The following is a 15,258-nucleotide window of genomic DNA, read 5'->3' on the forward strand; positions in this document are numbered from 1 at the left end:
GGTCGGCTCTGCCGACCGCGCGTTCAAACGGTCTCTGAGCAGCACATCGTCTGATCGAAGGGGAGCTGAACGCGCGGTCGGCGTAGCCGACCACCCTACTGGAACGCCTTCCAGAACATATACGCGGCAAGCGCATACAGGATCACCGCGAACACCTTCTGCAGCCGGCGCACCGGCATGCGGTGGGCGGTGCGCGCGCCGAGCGGCGCCATGATCACGCTGGCCAGCACGATGATGGCCAGGGCCGGCACGTAGATGAAGCCGAGCGCATATTCCGGCAGCCCCGGCTCGCCCCAGCCGAACCAGATGTTCGAGATGGTGCCCGAGAGCGCGATCGGAAAGCCCAGCGCCGCGCTGGTGGCGACCGCATTGTGGATGCGCACCCCGCACCAGGTCATGAAGGGCACCGAGATGAAGCCGCCGCCGGCGCCGACGATGCCCGACAGGGTGCCGATGAAGCCCCCCGCCGCGAACATGCCCGGCTTGCCCGGGAGGGCGCGCGAGGCGGCCGGCTTCTTCCCGACCAGCATCTGGGTCGCGGAGAAGGCGACGAAGACACCGAAGAAGGCGGCGAGGAAGGAGGAGTCCATCTGCTTGCCGATCCAGGGCCCGATCCACGACCCGATCAGGATGCCCGGCGCCAGCAGCTTCACCACCGGCCACAGGACGGCGCCGTGCTTGTGGTGGGCGCGCACCGAGGAGAGCGACGTGAACAGGATGGTGGCGAGCGAGGTGGCGATCGCCATGTGGATGGTGAGTTCCGGCGCAATGCCGCGCGCCGTGAAGATCATGGTAATGAAGGGCACGAGCACCATGCCGCCGCCGATGCCCAGCAGGCCCGCCGCGAAGCCGCCGAAGGCGCCCATCAGCAGCAGGGCGACGATCAAACCGACGTCCATCAACGCTTCCCTTCGCGCAGCAGCGTGAGGATGGCGTTCCATTGGCCGCTTGTCACCGGCGAAATCGAGAGGCGGCTGCCCTTCTGGAGCAGCACCATGTCTTCGAGCGCCGGGATGGTGCGCATCTCCGTCAGCGGCAGGTAGCGTCCCTGTTCGACGGCGCGCACGTCGACCGAGATCCAGCGCGGGTTTTCCTGGGTGGCCTTGGGATCGAAGTAGTGGCTGGCGGGGTCGAACTGGCTCGCGTCCGGGTAGGGCGTGCTGGCCACTTCCGCGATGCCGGCCACGCCGGGCACGGCGCAGCTGGAGTGGTAGAACAGGACGCCGTCGCCGACCGACATGGCGTCGCGCATGAAGTTGCGCGCCTGGTAGTTACGGACGCCGAACCAGGCCACCGTCTGCTTGGGTGCAGCCAGGACGTCGTCGAAACTGACTTCGTCCGGTTCGGATTTCATCAACCAGTAGCGCATCGGATCTCCAGCAAACAATAAAAAAAAGCGGTTGCGTACCAAGGTGCGCAACCGCTCGTGTATGTAGCCCCGCCTGTGTCGTTATTGCCGGCATCCCGAACCAAAAGGCTCAAGGTGGTCGCAGTCAGCTCAATTTCGGGTTCGTCAGACTAGTGACGCTCGCGCCCACCAAGCATGTCCCACAACCTATGCGAAAGAATGGTTCAAGGAATATATGACAAATCTCGAACACCGCAGGGTAGTGCGCAGTTTACTCTGTTGGCCGAGCATGTCAACCGAATCCAGGCTCAGAACGGGTTTTCCTGCGGCGACAGCACGCTGTCGAGCACCGCGTGCATCGATTCCAGCTTCTGCTTGACTTCGAGGATCGACATGTCCGACAGCGGACCTTGCGGCGACTTCACGGACAGGAATTCCGCCGCCACGCTCAGCGCCGCCATCACGGCGATGCGATCCGTTCCCTTGACCTTGCCCGAATCGCGCAAGGCGCACATTTTGCCGTCGAGGTAATGGACCGCTTCGCGCAGCGTGCGCTCCTCGCCTTCGCGGCAGGCCAGGCGGTAAGGCTGGCCCATGATGGTGCAATCGAGATGGATCATTGGGTGGCCTCGCTATCGCGCGCGTCGGGCGCCGCAGCATCGCCCTCGCCCGTTTCCGTCTCAGGAGCAGGGAATTGCTCGAGCAAGGCCTCGACACGTTGCTGGGCCTGGTTCAGGCGCTCCTTGAACGCGAGGTTTTCGGCGCTTAACAGGCTATTGGCCTGGCGGAGCAGGTAGTTCTCGGCGCGCAGCGACTGGGTCAGCTGGGCGAGCCGGTCGATTTTGTCGGAGAGGTCTTGGAATTCGGAAATCATTCGACACTATAGGACTGAGATGGTTTTTCCGTCAACCGAATCGCAGGCACGGCATGCCCCCCTTGCGAGGGGAAACACGGCGGCGGATCGGGCGTGGCGCAGGCGTGCGGCGCAGGTGCGTCGTCTTAGTGTACCCTGCCCGGCTATTGTTCGCATGACCACGCCGCGGGTGGGCACAGCCCCCTATTACGTTGCGATCCGTCAAAAAGTCGGTTCGATCTCACACACTGGCGCTTGAAATGGGGTGTTATGATCCCTATAATTAGCACTCGTTGGCAGAGAGTGCTAACAACCGCAGTATCCAAATTCAAGGCCGGCGCCCCACCGCGGCGGCCCTCGATAGCTAGTCAAACCACTGAAAAATAAGGAGTTTTGCATGAACCTTCGTCCTCTCCACGATCGCGTCATCGTGAAGCGTCTCGACCAGGAGACCAAGACTGCATCCGGCCTGATCATCCCCGACGCGGCCGCCGAGAAGCCGGACCAGGGCGAGATCCTCGCCGTCGGCAACGGCAAGGTGCAGGAAAACGGCCAGGTTCGTCCGCTGGAAGTGAAGGTCGGTGACCGCGTCCTGTTCGGCAAGTACTCGGGCCAGGCCGTCAAGGTCGATGGCCAGGAACTGCTGGTCATGCGCGAAGAAGACATCATGGCCGTCGTGGCCCAGTGATCGTCGGTCGATCCGCATCCCTCCTGTAATACACATTCACGAATTCATTCGGAGAACAAGAAATGGCAGCTAAAGAAGTAGTGTTCGGCGACGCAGCGCGCGCCAAGATGGTCGAAGGCGTCAACATCCTCGCCAACGCAGTCAAGGTCACCCTGGGCCCGAAAGGCCGCAACGTGGTGCTGGAGCGCTCGTTCGGCGCCCCGACCGTCACCAAGGACGGCGTCTCGGTCGCGAAAGAGATCGAACTGAAGGACAAGCTCATGAACATGGGCGCCCAGATGGTCAAGGAAGTCGCTTCGAAGACCAGCGACAACGCCGGTGACGGCACCACCACCGCGACCGTGCTGGCGCAAGCCATCGTCCGCGAAGGCATGAAGTTCGTCGCCGCCGGCATGAACCCGATGGACCTGAAGCGCGGCATCGACAAGGCCGTCGCCGCCACCGTCGAAGAACTGAAGAAGATCGCCAAGCCGACCACCACCTCGAAAGAGATCGCACAAGTCGGCGCCATCTCGGCCAACTCGGAAACCTCGATCGGCGAGCGCATCGCTGAAGCGATGGAAAAAGTCGGCAAGGAAGGCGTCATCACCGTCGAAGACGGCAAGTCGCTGAACGACGAGCTGGACATCGTGGAAGGCATGCAGTTCGACCGCGGCTACCTGTCGCCGTACTTCATCAACAACCCGGACAAGCAGGTCGCCGTTCACGAGAACCCGTTCATCCTGCTGTGCGACAAGAAGATCTCGAACATCCGTGACCTGCTGCCGGTGCTGGAGCAAGTCGCCAAGGCCGGCCGTCCGCTGGTGATCGTCGCCGAAGACATCGAAGGCGAAGCGCTGGCGACCCTGGTGGTCAACAACATCCGTGGCATCCTGAAGACCGTCGCCGTCAAGGCCCCGGGCTTCGGCGACCGCCGCAAGGCCATGCTGGAAGACATCGCCATCCTGACCGGCGGCCAGGTCATCGCCGAAGAAGTCGGCCTGACCCTGGAAAAGGTCACGCTGCAGGAACTGGGCCAGGCCAAGCGCGTCGAAGTGGGCAAGGAAAACACCATCATCATCGACGGCGCCGGCGCCGCTGAAGCGATCGAAGCACGCGTCAAGATGGTCCGCGTCCAGATCGAAGAAGCGACCTCGGACTACGACCGCGAAAAGCTGCAGGAACGCGTGGCCAAGCTGGCCGGCGGCGTTGCCGTGATCCGCGTCGGTGCAGCCACCGAAGTCGAGATGAAAGAGAAGAAGGCACGCGTGGAAGACGCGCTGCACGCAACCCGCGCCGCCGTCGAAGAAGGCATCGTCCCGGGCGGCGGCGTGGCCCTGCTGCGCGCACGCTCGAACCTGGACATCAAGGGCGACAACCCTGACCAGGACGCAGGCATCAAGATCGTCCTGCGCGCCATGGAAGAGCCGCTGCGCATGATCGTCCAGAACGCCGGCGACGAGCCGTCGGTCGTGGTCGCAGCCGTCATCGCCGGCACCGGCAACTACGGCTACAACGCCGCCAACGGCACCTATGGCGACATGGTCGAAATGGGCGTGCTGGATCCGGCCAAGGTCACCCGCTCGGCACTGCAGAACGCAGCGTCGATCGCCGGCCTGATGCTGACCACCGACTGCATGGTCTCGGAAGTCGTCGAAGACAAGCCGGCCGGCGGCATGGGCGGCATGGGTGGCATGGGTGGCATGGGCGGCATGGACGGCATGATGTAATGTGCCCCGCTGGATGGCGCCGGATGGCGCCGTCCACCGCAAACAAAGCCTGCAGGGTTCACGCCTTGCAGGCTTTTTTCATGTCCACCGGTTTGCGGTGCGAGACGACCAGCCGCGGCGCGGATTGGCGCAGGAAAAAGGCGGCCAGCGCAAGCCCGCATTCGACCAGCGCGGCCGGCCAGCTCAGGGGGAGAAGCATGCCCTGCCCGGCGAGCGCCTGCGCGAAGGCCGGCACGCCGAGGGCAGTCGCCGTCAGCATGGCAAGGGCGAGTGCGAACGCGCCAAACGACAGGCGCAGCAGCAGGACGAGGGTGCGGAGCGTGTGGTTCATGATGGGTTCCTTGCGAAGTGGGTTGGGGAGCCACCACTCTATCGATGCGCGAACGCATATAAAATAGGCATCCATGAAACCATCGTATGCAAAGCTGCAATCGAAGCTGGGTCCCCAGGAGCTCGAGATCATCCTTGCGCTGCAGCGCGGCCGCACCCTGGCCGGCGCCGCCGAGCGCCTGAAGGTGGACACGTCCACGGTCTTCCGTGCCATCAAGCGCATCGAGCAGGACCTCGGCGAGCTGCTGTTCGACCGCGGCCGGCAGGGCTATACGGCGACGGAACTGGGCCGCGTGCTGGCCAGCCACGCCGAACGCATCGAGACCCAGCTGGAAGAAGCGCGCGAAGCCGCCTTCAACCAGGCCACCGAGCCATCGGGCCTGCTGCGCATCACCCTCACCGATACGCTGCTGCACACGGTGCTGCTGCCCGTGCTCGCGCCCTTCGCTGCCCTCCACCCGCGCATCGAGCTCGAACTGGCCACCACCAATGTGCTGGTCAACCTGAGCCAGCGCGAAGCCGACATCGCGATTCGCGCCACCGACGATCCACCCGAACACCTGGTCGGCATCCGGCTCGGCACGGTGCGCTCGGCGGTCTACGCCGGCAAGGACTACCTGGCGCGGCAGCCGGCCGGCAAACCGCTGGCCGAGATGGACTGGATCGCGCTGGACGACGCCCTGCCCGACCACCCGTCGCAGCGCTGGCGTCGCGCGCGCTATCCGCAGCTCGCGCCGCGGCACAAGGTCAGCAACCTGCTGGCGGTGGCGGGCGCGGTGGTCAATGGCCTGGGCGTCGGCGTGGCGCCGCTGGCGGTGATGCGAGAGCATCCCCACGTGGTGATGCTGGACGGGCCCTTGCCCGAACTCGACATCGGCCTGTGGGTGCTGGCCCATCCCGACACCCGCTATCTGGGTCGGATGAAGGCCATGTTCGATTTCCTGCGCGGCGCCGTCGTGCTGCCCGCATGATGTCCGCCATGACGCCCACTTTTTTCGCCGACGCCAGGGCATTCCGCGCCTGGCTGGAAGCCCATGCCGAAGGCAGTACCGAACTGCTGGTGGGCTTTTACAAGGTCGGCACCAAGCGCCCCTGCATGAGCTGGTCCGAATCGGTCGACGAAGCCCTGTGCTTCGGCTGGATCGACGGCGTGCGCCGGCGCATCGACGACGACAGCTACTCGATCCGCTTCACGCCCCGCAAGCCTTCCTCGATCTGGAGCGCGGTGAACATCGCGAAGATGGACAAGCTGCGCGCCGCAGGGAAAATGCGGCCGGCGGGCGAAGCGGCTTTCGCGCTGCGATCGGAGGCGAAGTCCGGCATCTACTCGCACGAGCGCACCGATGCCCCCGAGCTCTCGCCGGCGGAACTGGCGCGCTTCCAGCGCGACGCCACCGCATGGGACTGTTTCGAAACCTGCCCGCCCGGCTACCGCAAGACGGTCCTGCACTGGATCACGAACGCGAAGAAGGCCGAGACGCGCGCAGGCCGGTTAGAGAAGCTGATGCAGGCCTGCGCGGCAGGCAAGCGGCTCAGCTAGCATATGCATCCGATTTGCATTGACGAGGCTTGACGCCGCCGCTACTGTACTACGTGTAATAGTACAGTTAGGAGCCGCCATGAGCCGCCGTACCCCCTTGATGCTGAATATCGCCACCGGCGACACCCGGCCGATCAACCGCCAGATCGTCGACGGCGTGCGCCGCCTGATCGCCAGCGGCGAGCTGCCGGTCGGCGCTGCGCTACCCAGCGTGCGCGGCCTGGCGCAACAGCTGTCGATCAATCCGAACACCGTCGCCAAGGCCTATGGCGAACTGGCCACCGAGGGCTGGGTGGAATCGCGCGCGGGCCTGGGCCTGTTCGTGCTCCCGCCGCGCCAGCTGCTGTCCGACGCCGAACGCGCACGCCGGCTCGATGAAGCCGTCGACCGCTTCACCGGCGACGTCATCGGCCTGGGTTACTCGAGCGCCGAAGTGCTGGAGCGCGTCGAGTCCGAACTGGCCGCCTGCCTGCCGCGCAAGGTCGCATAAGGAGTCATCATGAACGACTACGTCATCCATACCGAAGCCTTGAGCCTGTCCTACCGCGGCAAGCAGGCGCTCGACAACCTGTCGCTGCGCCTGGCGCGCGGCGGCGTGCACGCCATCGTCGGCGCCAACGGGGCCGGCAAGTCGACCCTGTTCCGCGTGCTGCTGGGCTTCGCTTGCGCCGACAGCGGCAGCGCCGCGGTACTCGGCTGCGACAGCCGCGCCCTGGGGCCCGCGCTGCGCGCCCGCATCGGCTTCGTCAACGAGGAACACACGCTGCCGACCTGGATGCGCGTGGAAGAACTGGCCGCCATGCAGCGCCGTCTCTACCCCGGCTGGAGCCAGGAGCGCTATCGCCAGGTGCTGGTCAACTTCAACGTGGCCGACCGCCAGAAGATCGCGGAACTCTCGCGCGGCGAACGCGCCGGCGTCAGCCTGGCGCTGGCCCTGGCCCAAGGGCCGGAACTCCTGATCCTCGACGAGCCCACGCTCGGCCTGGACGTCGTCGCCAAGCGCGCCTTCCTGGACGCCCTGCTGCAAACGAGCCTGGACGACGGCGCGACGGTCGTCTACTGCTCGCACCAGATGGAGGAGATCGAGCGCGTCGCCGACAACCTCGTGATCATGGAGCGCGGCGTGCTGCGCCATATGTCGCCGCCCGGCGAGTTCTGCGAGCGCGTGGCATTGTGGATCGCCGATTTCCCCTTCCGCCAGCCGAGTTCAGCCGATCTTTCGGCGCACCTGCCGGGCGTGCTGGAAATGCGCGTCATCGACGGCCTCACCCACCTCGTCGTGTTCGACGGCGGCGAGGACTTCGGCGCCCGCCTGCGCCTGATGGGCGCGCGCAGTTGTCAATCCATGCCCGTGAGCCTCGACCGCGCCGTCAACGGCTTCCTCGCGCGCGGCCATGCCGGCGCTTCCCCCTTGTCCGCCGCCGCCTGAAAGAACGCGCCATGAAAGACCTCTTCTTCGCCGAGTGCCGGCGCTTCCGCAACCTGGCCATCGTCGGCATCCTCGTGCACCTGATGCTGCTGGTGCTGGCTTCCCGCATCACCGAGCCGCTCATGCAGCGCTGGCAGCCGCAATCCATCTTCCCCCTGCTCCACGCCCTGGCCGCGCTGGCCCTGGCGGTCTACCAGTTCGGCAGCCACCGCCAGAGCAGCCGCTGGCTGTGGCTGATGCACAGGCCGCTGCCGCGCGGCCGCATTTTTGCCGCGCTGGCGCTGGCGGCGCTGGCGGTGATCGTGCTGGTGATCGGCCTGCCGATGCTGCTCGCAGTAAGCGGCACCGACCGGATGTCCGGGCGCACGGTCGACCTGCGCCACTACCTGGCCGTGCTCTACTCCGTGCTGGCGGCCGCCAATGCCTGGCTGGCCGGCGCCTACCTGATGCTGTGCGGCCGGCGCGCCGCCTGCGTGGTGCTGGCCGTGCCCTTCCTGCTCATGGCCCATATGGCCACCGGCACGGCCATCCTGCTGCCCGGGCTCCTCAGCGTGGCCCTGATGACGGCCCTCGCCTACAGCACCTTCGCCCCCGACCGCACGGCGCCACCGCGCGGCGCGGGCATGATCGCGGCGGCGATCCCGCTGCTGCTCGGCTGCTACTTCGTGATGCTGTGGGGCGGTTCGCTCGGCTTCCAGTATGGCCAGATGCTGGCCGGCGTCCACCCGCTCAACCGCGCGCTACCGCCGGCCGGCGGCTACACCGAACTGGTGCGCAGCGACAGCCCGGCCAACCTGCAGCGCATGCTGGCGGCATCGAACGATCCGCGCGCGGCCCACTGGCGGCGCCAGGTCGCCCTGTCGGGCGCGGCCGGCGTGCTGCCGGCCCATGACGCGCACCCGGTACGCCAGGAGCTGGGCAATTCGAATGCGGTGCAGTGGAGCGACGGAGACCTGAAGATCATCTGGAGCTTCAACCACGACCGCATGATGTACGAAGGCCGCGACATGCACACCGACGCGCCGCGCGGCTGGTATGGCCGGGGCGGCATGGGCGACCTGCGCCCCTTCGAATCGGTGCCCCTGATGGACGGCAAGTACATCGTGACCCGCCATCACCTGTTCGCGCACGAGATGCACACCCGGCGCTTGCGCACCCTGATCTCCCTGCCCGCCGGCGAAACCATGACCGGCCGCACGAAGGAGATCGGGATGGGGCAGTACCTGCTGACCAACCGGCGCCTGATCGCCTACCGCGAACCGCTGGACGCCGGCGCCCCGCTTGAGGAGGTCTACAGCGTGGCGCTGCCGGGCCCCTTCCGTGACCTGGCGCGTGTCGACGTGGCGCGCCTGCTGGACGGCACCCTGCTCTCCTTTAATTTCGGGCGCCGCATGGTCGACGGCCAGGCCGGCTCGCGCCAGCAGCTGGTGTTCGTGGACGCCAACGGCCGGGCGCAGGCCATCGCCATCCGCGCGCTGGCGCACGACCTCCCGCTGCTGTTCGAGCACAAGGCCTGGTGGCTGTCGCCGGCCTGCCACGCCCTGCTGTCCCTGCCGGAGCGCCTGCTCGACGTCGGCCTCATCGAAGACGCTCCCGGCGCGCCCGCGCCCGCCCGTCCGCCGGCTGTCGTCGCGGCGGCGCTGCTGGCCGCCCTGCTCTCGGGCGGCTTCGCCTGGTGGCGCCTGCGCCACGCCGCACCGCGCAGCCGGCTGGCCTGGACCATCGGCGCCCTGCTGCTGGGACCTCCCTGCGCGGCCTGCCTGCTGATCCTGCGCCCCCACGCCGCGCGCCCGGCCCTGCCAGCCGCATCGGCGACGCCAAGCCCGGTCGCGGTACCCGCCGCCGCCTGACAGGAGAGTGAGCATGCGAGTTCTTCATCGCGCCGCGCTGGCGCTCCTGCTGCTCGTGCCGTCCGTGGCCGGCCTGGCCGCGCCAGGCGGCCAGCTGGCCGCCGAGCTGGCCCGCAATGCGGCGCTGCCGCGCGCGCCGCTCCTGCCGCTGGAGGCCTTCAATCGGGAAGGCGAGATACGCGAGGTGCGCCTGGCGCCCGACGGCGCCTATCTCGCCTACATCGTCGAATCGCGCGGCATCGCCTACCTGTATGCCCAGCCTGTCGCCAATGGCCCGGCGCGCCGCCTGCTGGGCCTCGAGACCGGCGCCCGCATCCACTGGGCGGGCGACGGCAGCCTGCTCTTCGTCGAGCAGAAGGACGGCCTGTCCGCGGTCGCGCCGAAAGATGGCGCCAGCGCCAGGCTCGCCGTGTTCGACCAGACGCCAGGCAGTGCGCGCAGCCAGGGCTTCTCCGGCGTCGACCCCTCCCGCCCGCGCCACGCCATCGTGCGCGAGGACGATCCGGCGCGCGGCAAGAGCCGCCTGATGCGCATCGGTCCCGACGGCGCGCCTGAAGTCCTGTACGACGGCCCCGGCATGGTCACCGGCCACGCCATGGGCGCCGACGGCCGGCTTGCCGTGATCCGCCGCCTGGATGCCCGGTTTCGCCAGCTGATCCTGCGCCGCGACGGCGCCGCCTGGGTGGAGGTGACGCGTTGCCAGCCCTTCCGCGAGTGCGGCCTGGTCGGCCTGTCGCCGGACGGGAAGCGCCTGTTCCTGCGGACCGCGCACCAGGACGACCGCGACGCCTTGGTCGAAGTGACGCTGGCATCCGGCGCGCGCCGCACCGTGCTGCAGGATCCGCTGGCGACGGCCGACCTGGCCGGCGTTCTGCTGTCCTCGAAGGAGCGCCAGCCGATGGCGGCGGCCTGGCTGCTGCCGCAGCCGCGCATGGCCGGCATCGACGCGGCCGGCAAGCGCCTTGCCCAGGACGTCGCGCGCCGCTTTCCCGAGGGCGGCGTGCTGCCGGAATCCTGCGCCCCGAGGACCTGCCTGCTGGCCGAGCGCAGCGCCCGGCTGGAACAGGCGCGCTACTGGCTCTACGATGCGCAGGCGCGCAGCTTCCACGCCGTCCTCGCTGCCGTCGACACGGGCGGCAAGCCGCTGCCGGAACGCCAGCTCGCGCACAAGATCGCGCTGCGCTTTCCGGCTTCCGACGGCGCGATGGTGCATGGCTACCTGAGTTTGCCGCCCGGCCTGCCGGCCCGCACGCTGCCGCTGGTGACGGCGGTGCATGGCGGCCCCTGGAGCCACGCCAACGCAAGCTTCGAACCGACCGTGCAGCTGCTGGTGAACCGCGGCTACGCGGTGTTCCAGCCCAACTTCCGCGGTTCGACCGGCTATGGCCAGCGCTACATGCTGGCGCCGGGATCGGATTATGGCAATGGCCGGGTCCAGGCCGACATCGTCGACGGCGTGCGCTGGCTGCTGGCGCAGGGCGTGGGCGACCCGCAGCGTCTCGCCATCATGGGCGGCTCCTTCGGCGGCTATTCGACCCTGCTGGCGCTCAGCCACACACCCGGCATGTTCCGCGCGGGGATCGCAACCCAGCCCCCGACCGACCTGGCCCGCGCCCTGCGCCAGGCTGCCGCGGTGGGCGCAAAGCCGGGCGAGGCCCCGTTCAGCCAGGTGCTGCGCGAGCTCGGCATCGATGCCGGCGACGCGGCGCAGCTCGGTCCGATCGCCCGTGCGGCGCCGGCCCTGCACACCGCCAATGTGAAGGTGCCGCTGCTGGTGGTGGCGGGCGGGCGCGACGAGAAGGTCGAGGTGGAGGCCGTGGTCGACTATGTCGCCCGCCTGCAGGGGCTGGGCAAGCCGGTCAGCCTGCTGGTCGACCCGGACGAGGGCCACAACACGCGCAACCCGGTGGTACGGCGGGCGGTGCAGCACCTGGTGCTGCAGATGCTGCACCGCCACCTCGGCGGAGCGCCGGCAGGGGCGCCGGACGCGGAAGTGGCGCGCTACCTCGAGCGCACCATGCGCGCCGACGGGGCGCTGCCGCGCAAGGGCGGCTGAGGAGGGACCGGGGCCGCATTTGCCCCGAAAACACGCTCGGTGTAGACTCCTTCGTCATCCAACGAGGCAACCATGTCCAAGCGTGTTCTTTCCCTGTCATCCCTCCCCCTGCTGGCCACCCTGATCCTGGCCGTGTCGACCGGGGGCTGCAAGCGCGCCGAGCGCGAAGCGCCCAAGCCCGCTCCCGCTCCCGCCGTCAAGGAAGCGCCCGCGCGCAGCAAGGAACAGGCGATGGACGCCCTGCTCGCCGTCCCCGAGCTGAAGGCCTGGTCGGCCCAGATCGAGAAGCGCTCGCAGGGCAGGGCGCACGGCGCCGTGATCGAGGACGATCCCATCCCGCGCGAAGTCAACGGCAAGAAGTACTACCAGCTGACTTTCGTGGAGAACCGCGCCGCCGACGTGCGCCGTCGCGAGAGCTTCCTCGTGTCCCAGCAGGGCGACGAGATCCTGGTCGAAGACCCGGAGACCGACAAGCTCCTGAGCCTGCAGGAATGGCGCCGCACCATCGAGCGCGTCGACCTCAAGAGCGCCGACTGATCCGGCCCGGGTTCAGGCGGCCAGCGTCGCGCTGTCGATCACGAAGCGGTACTTGACGTCGCCCGCCAGCATGCGCTCGTAGGCGGCGTTGATCTCGTCGGCCCGGATCATCTCGATGTCGGCGACGATGCCGTGTTCGGCGCAGAAGTCCAGCATTTCCTGGGTTTCCGGGATACCGCCGATCATCGAGCCGGCCAGGGCGCGGCGCTTCATGATCAGGTTGAAGACCTGTGGCGACGGGTGCGGCGTGGATGGCGCGCCGACCAGCACCATGGTGCCGTCGCGCTTGAGCAGGTTCAGGTAGGCGTCCAAATCGTGCGGCGCGGCCACCGTGTTGACGATCAGGTCGAGGCGCTTGGCCTGGGCGGCCATGGCGGCCGGGTCACGCGAGACCACGACTTCATGGGCACCAAGCGCTTCGGCGTCCTGGCGTTTCGATTCCGAGGTCGTGAAGGCCACCACGTGGGCGCCCAGGGCGCGGGCCAGCTTGATGCCCATGTGGCCCAGGCCGCCGATGCCGACGATGCCCACGGCCTTGCCGGGGCCGGCCTGCCAGTGGCGCAGCGGCGACCAGGTGGTGATGCCGGCGCACAGCAGCGGCGCCACGCTGGCCAGCTGTTCGCGCGCATGGGACACGCGCAGCACATAGCGCTCGTGCACGACGATGCTCTCGGAGTAGCCACCGAGGGTATGGCCGGGGGCGTCACGGGTGGGGCCGTTGTAGGTGCCGACCATGTGGTCGCAGTAGTTCTCCAGGCCGGCCTCGCAATCGGCGCAGCCCTGGCAGCTGTCGACCATGCAGCCGACGCCGACCAGGTCGCCGACCTTGTGGCGGCTGACGTGGGCGCCGACCGCGCTCACGGTGCCGACGATCTCGTGGCCCGGCACGCAGGGGTAGAGGGTGCCGGCCCATTCGCCGCGGACCTGGTGCAGGTCGGAGTGGCAGACGCCGCAGAAGGCGATCTCGATCTGCACGTCGTGCGGTCCCGGCGCGCGGCGGGTGATGTCCAGGGATTCGAGGGGGCGGTCGCCCGCGTGGGCGCCGTAGGCTTTGACGGTCATGGTGCGTGGGTCCTTGCGTTGCTGTCGATAGCCTGCATGGTAATGTCAAAGCGACCTCGGGAATGGACCGGAATTTGCATGGCCTTATGAATTTCGCTCATTAATAACATATTCCATTAGGAGCGCAGTGTCATAAAATAGCCACTTCATCATCGGGGACGGCGACGTGGCACGCGACAACATCAACGACATCCTGGTCTTCCTCGTCATCGCCCGCGAGCGCAGCTTCACGCGCGCCGCGTCCAAGCTGGGCATGACGCAGTCGGCGCTCAGCCACATCATGCGCGGCCTGGAGGAGCGCCTCGGCGTGCGCCTGCTCTCGCGCACCACGCGCAGCGTCTCGCCCACCGAGGCCGGCGAGCGCCTGCTGCAGAACGTCGGCCCGCGGCTGGAAGAGATCGAGGCCGAGATCGCGGCGATTTCCGACCTGGGCGACAAGCCCGCAGGCCTGGTGCGCATCACGGCGGTGGACAACGTGATCGACAACGTCCTGTGGCCGCGCCTCGCGACTATCATGCCGCAGTACCCGGACCTGCACCTCGAGATGAGCTCGGACTACCGCATGGTCGACATCGCCGCGGAGCGCTACGACATCGGCGTGCGCTTCGGTGACCAGGTGGAGAAGGACATGGTGGCGGTGCGGCTGACGCCCGACATGCCGACCATGATCGTCGGCTCGCCCGCCTATTTCGCGCACCGTCCCGTGCCGGCGTCGATCCAGGACCTCATGAAGCACAACTGCATCGGCCTGCGCCTGGCCACCAGCGGCGGCGTGTATGCATGGGAGCTCGGCCACGAGGGCCGCGCCATCGAGTTCCGCCCGCGCGGCCAGCTGATCTTCAATACCGTCTACCCGCAGGTGAACGCCGCGCTGAGCGGCTGCGGACTGGCCTTCCTGACCGAGGACCTGGTCGGCCACCACATCCGCGCCGGCCGCCTCGTCAGCGTGATGCCCGACTGGTGCCCGCCCTTCCCCGGCCTGCACGCCTACTATCCAAGCCGGCGCCACTCCTCGCGCGCGCTGGCGCTGGTGATCGATGCAATCCGCTACAAGGGCTGAGAACAATGGCCGCAACGTTGCCAAGACCAGTGAGAGAGTAAGCAATGAAAGTATATACGCCGATATTGTGGGGCGCTGCCCCGGGGGTGGACTATGGCGCGGATGCCATCGAGTTGGCACGGATCGTGCCGCGTGCTGGAGAAAGCCGCCGGGTGTACCTGGACAGGAATGATCGTGTAAAAGACGGGCAGGCAATCAGCTGTATCTGGAGACCTCCCTATACGGACGTCAACGGCTGGATCGAACAGCCGAGCGAAATCGCCCTGAGCTACGTGGTGACTGGCACGGCACATCTCACTTCCAGAGAACTAGCCGACCAACAAACAGAAAGCTCCGAGTACGTTCGACATATTGCGTCTTCGAGCCTCACGATCGAGATCGACGTGCATGGTGCGAGTCCGCTCATCGATACCCTCGCGCTGGCTGCGCCTGACTACGCGTTTCGTTTGCCGATGCTGGGTACCGGCACAGGCGACAGCATGCCTCTATGGCTCGATGCTGGATATGTCAAATCTGCGAATATCGCCGGGTACATCTACCTGTCAACCCAAGGCAATGAGACCCAGCTGGAGGCACTGCTTCATATAAGGGACGAACATCTTGTTCTTGCATACCATCATTACTGGCCTCCCTGCGAAATGGAATGCGTCATTCTGAACAATCCCCTCCATGGCGACGAGCGCGCCTTGTTCGAGCATCTGATTTCCATCGCCGAGCCAATCAGCGATAGCTACAAACGGTACTTAGTCTGAAGGCCGGTCCTGTGCGCGCTGGCGCTGGCCGACGCGATCCGCCA

The 15,258-nt window shown here is 67.2% G+C and carries 17 protein-coding genes and 1 other RNA gene; 11 read left to right on the forward strand and 7 right to left on the reverse strand.

The genetic code is table 11. The annotated features are described in order from the left end of the window. Positions 1–95: 95 nt before the first annotated feature. From NX780_RS02750 to NX780_RS02770, 5 genes are all read right to left on the reverse strand, one after another. The gene (locus NX780_RS02750; protein ID WP_258826329.1) at positions 96–899 is read right to left on the reverse strand and encodes a sulfite exporter TauE/SafE family protein; all 804 of its coding nucleotides are present in this window, start codon (positions 897–899) and stop codon (positions 96–98) included. Continuing rightward, positions 899–1,369, reverse strand: a complete 471-nt coding sequence (locus NX780_RS02755; protein WP_258826330.1) for an EVE domain-containing protein — start codon at positions 1,367–1,369, stop codon at positions 899–901. The genes NX780_RS02750 and NX780_RS02755 overlap by 1 nt, the downstream gene beginning before the upstream one ends. Positions 1,370–1,431: 62 nt before the next feature. Continuing rightward, a non-coding RNA gene (ssrS, locus tag NX780_RS02760) (6S RNA) lies at positions 1,432–1,612 on the reverse strand. A 44-nt stretch (positions 1,613–1,656) separates the two neighbouring features. Further along, positions 1,657–1,968: a cell division protein ZapA gene (locus NX780_RS02765; protein WP_258826331.1), complete on the reverse strand. Its 312-nt coding sequence runs from the start codon at positions 1,966–1,968 to the stop codon at positions 1,657–1,659. Continuing rightward, positions 1,965–2,222 (reverse strand): hypothetical protein, encoded by a 258-nt coding sequence (locus tag NX780_RS02770; RefSeq protein ID WP_258826332.1) that lies wholly within the window; start codon positions 2,220–2,222, stop codon positions 1,965–1,967. Before NX780_RS02770 ends, NX780_RS02765 begins: the two co-directional genes overlap by 4 nt. Before the next feature lie 376 nt (positions 2,223–2,598). Between NX780_RS02770 and groES the strand changes: the two genes are divergently transcribed. After that, positions 2,599–2,889 carry a co-chaperone GroES gene (gene groES / locus NX780_RS02775; RefSeq protein ID WP_027865155.1) on the forward strand — a complete coding sequence of 97 codons (291 nt, stop codon included), beginning with the start codon at positions 2,599–2,601 and terminating at the stop codon, positions 2,887–2,889. A 62-nt stretch (positions 2,890–2,951) separates the two neighbouring features. Next, positions 2,952–4,598 (forward strand): chaperonin GroEL, encoded by a 1,647-nt coding sequence (gene groL, locus NX780_RS02780; RefSeq protein ID WP_258826333.1) that lies wholly within the window; start codon positions 2,952–2,954, stop codon positions 4,596–4,598. Between the two features lie 58 nt (positions 4,599–4,656). Here the strand turns inward: groL and NX780_RS02785 are convergent, their stop codons facing one another. After that, positions 4,657–4,929 carry a hypothetical protein gene (locus tag NX780_RS02785; RefSeq protein ID WP_258826334.1) on the reverse strand — a complete coding sequence of 91 codons (273 nt, stop codon included), beginning with the start codon at positions 4,927–4,929 and terminating at the stop codon, positions 4,657–4,659. A 73-nt stretch (positions 4,930–5,002) separates the two neighbouring features. On the opposite strand from NX780_RS02785, the gene NX780_RS02790 reads away from it, so the two are divergent. From NX780_RS02790 to NX780_RS02820, 7 genes are all read left to right on the forward strand, one after another. Then, complete coding sequence (locus NX780_RS02790; RefSeq protein WP_258826335.1) at positions 5,003–5,899, forward strand: LysR family transcriptional regulator; 897 nt, start codon at positions 5,003–5,005, stop codon at positions 5,897–5,899. Positions 5,900–5,907: 8 nt separating this feature from the next. After that, complete coding sequence (locus NX780_RS02795; protein WP_258826336.1) at positions 5,908–6,468, forward strand: YdeI/OmpD-associated family protein; 561 nt, start codon at positions 5,908–5,910, stop codon at positions 6,466–6,468. Between the two features lie 79 nt (positions 6,469–6,547). Further along, on the forward strand, positions 6,548–6,958 hold the full coding sequence (locus NX780_RS02800; protein ID WP_258826337.1) for a GntR family transcriptional regulator: 411 nt from the start codon (positions 6,548–6,550) through the stop codon (positions 6,956–6,958). A gap of 9 nt (positions 6,959–6,967) precedes the next feature. Next, positions 6,968–7,897, forward strand: a complete 930-nt coding sequence (locus NX780_RS02805) for an ABC transporter ATP-binding protein (protein WP_258826338.1) — start codon at positions 6,968–6,970, stop codon at positions 7,895–7,897. A gap of 11 nt (positions 7,898–7,908) precedes the next feature. After that, positions 7,909–9,747, forward strand: a complete 1,839-nt coding sequence (locus NX780_RS02810) for a hypothetical protein (protein ID WP_258826339.1) — start codon at positions 7,909–7,911, stop codon at positions 9,745–9,747. Positions 9,748–9,760: 13 nt separating this feature from the next. Beyond that, the gene (locus tag NX780_RS02815) at positions 9,761–11,803 is read left to right on the forward strand and encodes a S9 family peptidase (protein ID WP_258826340.1); all 2,043 of its coding nucleotides are present in this window, start codon (positions 9,761–9,763) and stop codon (positions 11,801–11,803) included. 72 nt (positions 11,804–11,875) lie between these two features. After that, positions 11,876–12,340, forward strand: a complete 465-nt coding sequence (locus NX780_RS02820; RefSeq protein WP_258826341.1) for a hypothetical protein — start codon at positions 11,876–11,878, stop codon at positions 12,338–12,340. A gap of 12 nt (positions 12,341–12,352) precedes the next feature. Here the strand turns inward: NX780_RS02820 and NX780_RS02825 are convergent, their stop codons facing one another. Further along, the gene (locus NX780_RS02825) at positions 12,353–13,402 is read right to left on the reverse strand and encodes an NAD(P)-dependent alcohol dehydrogenase (RefSeq protein ID WP_258826342.1); all 1,050 of its coding nucleotides are present in this window, start codon (positions 13,400–13,402) and stop codon (positions 12,353–12,355) included. 166 nt (positions 13,403–13,568) lie between these two features. Here NX780_RS02825 and NX780_RS02830 point away from each other — a divergent pair, with 166 nt between their 5' ends. Both NX780_RS02830 and NX780_RS02835 read left to right on the forward strand, forming a co-directional pair. After that, complete coding sequence (locus tag NX780_RS02830; RefSeq protein WP_258826343.1) at positions 13,569–14,462, forward strand: LysR family transcriptional regulator; 894 nt, start codon at positions 13,569–13,571, stop codon at positions 14,460–14,462. 44 nt (positions 14,463–14,506) lie between these two features. After that, positions 14,507–15,214 (forward strand): hypothetical protein, encoded by a 708-nt coding sequence (locus NX780_RS02835; RefSeq protein WP_258826344.1) that lies wholly within the window; start codon positions 14,507–14,509, stop codon positions 15,212–15,214. Positions 15,215–15,258: the final 44 nt, after the last annotated feature.

Origin of the sequence: Massilia agri (assembly GCF_024753255.1) — a bacterium.
Classification (GTDB): domain Bacteria; phylum Pseudomonadota; class Gammaproteobacteria; order Burkholderiales; family Burkholderiaceae_D; genus Telluria; species Telluria agri.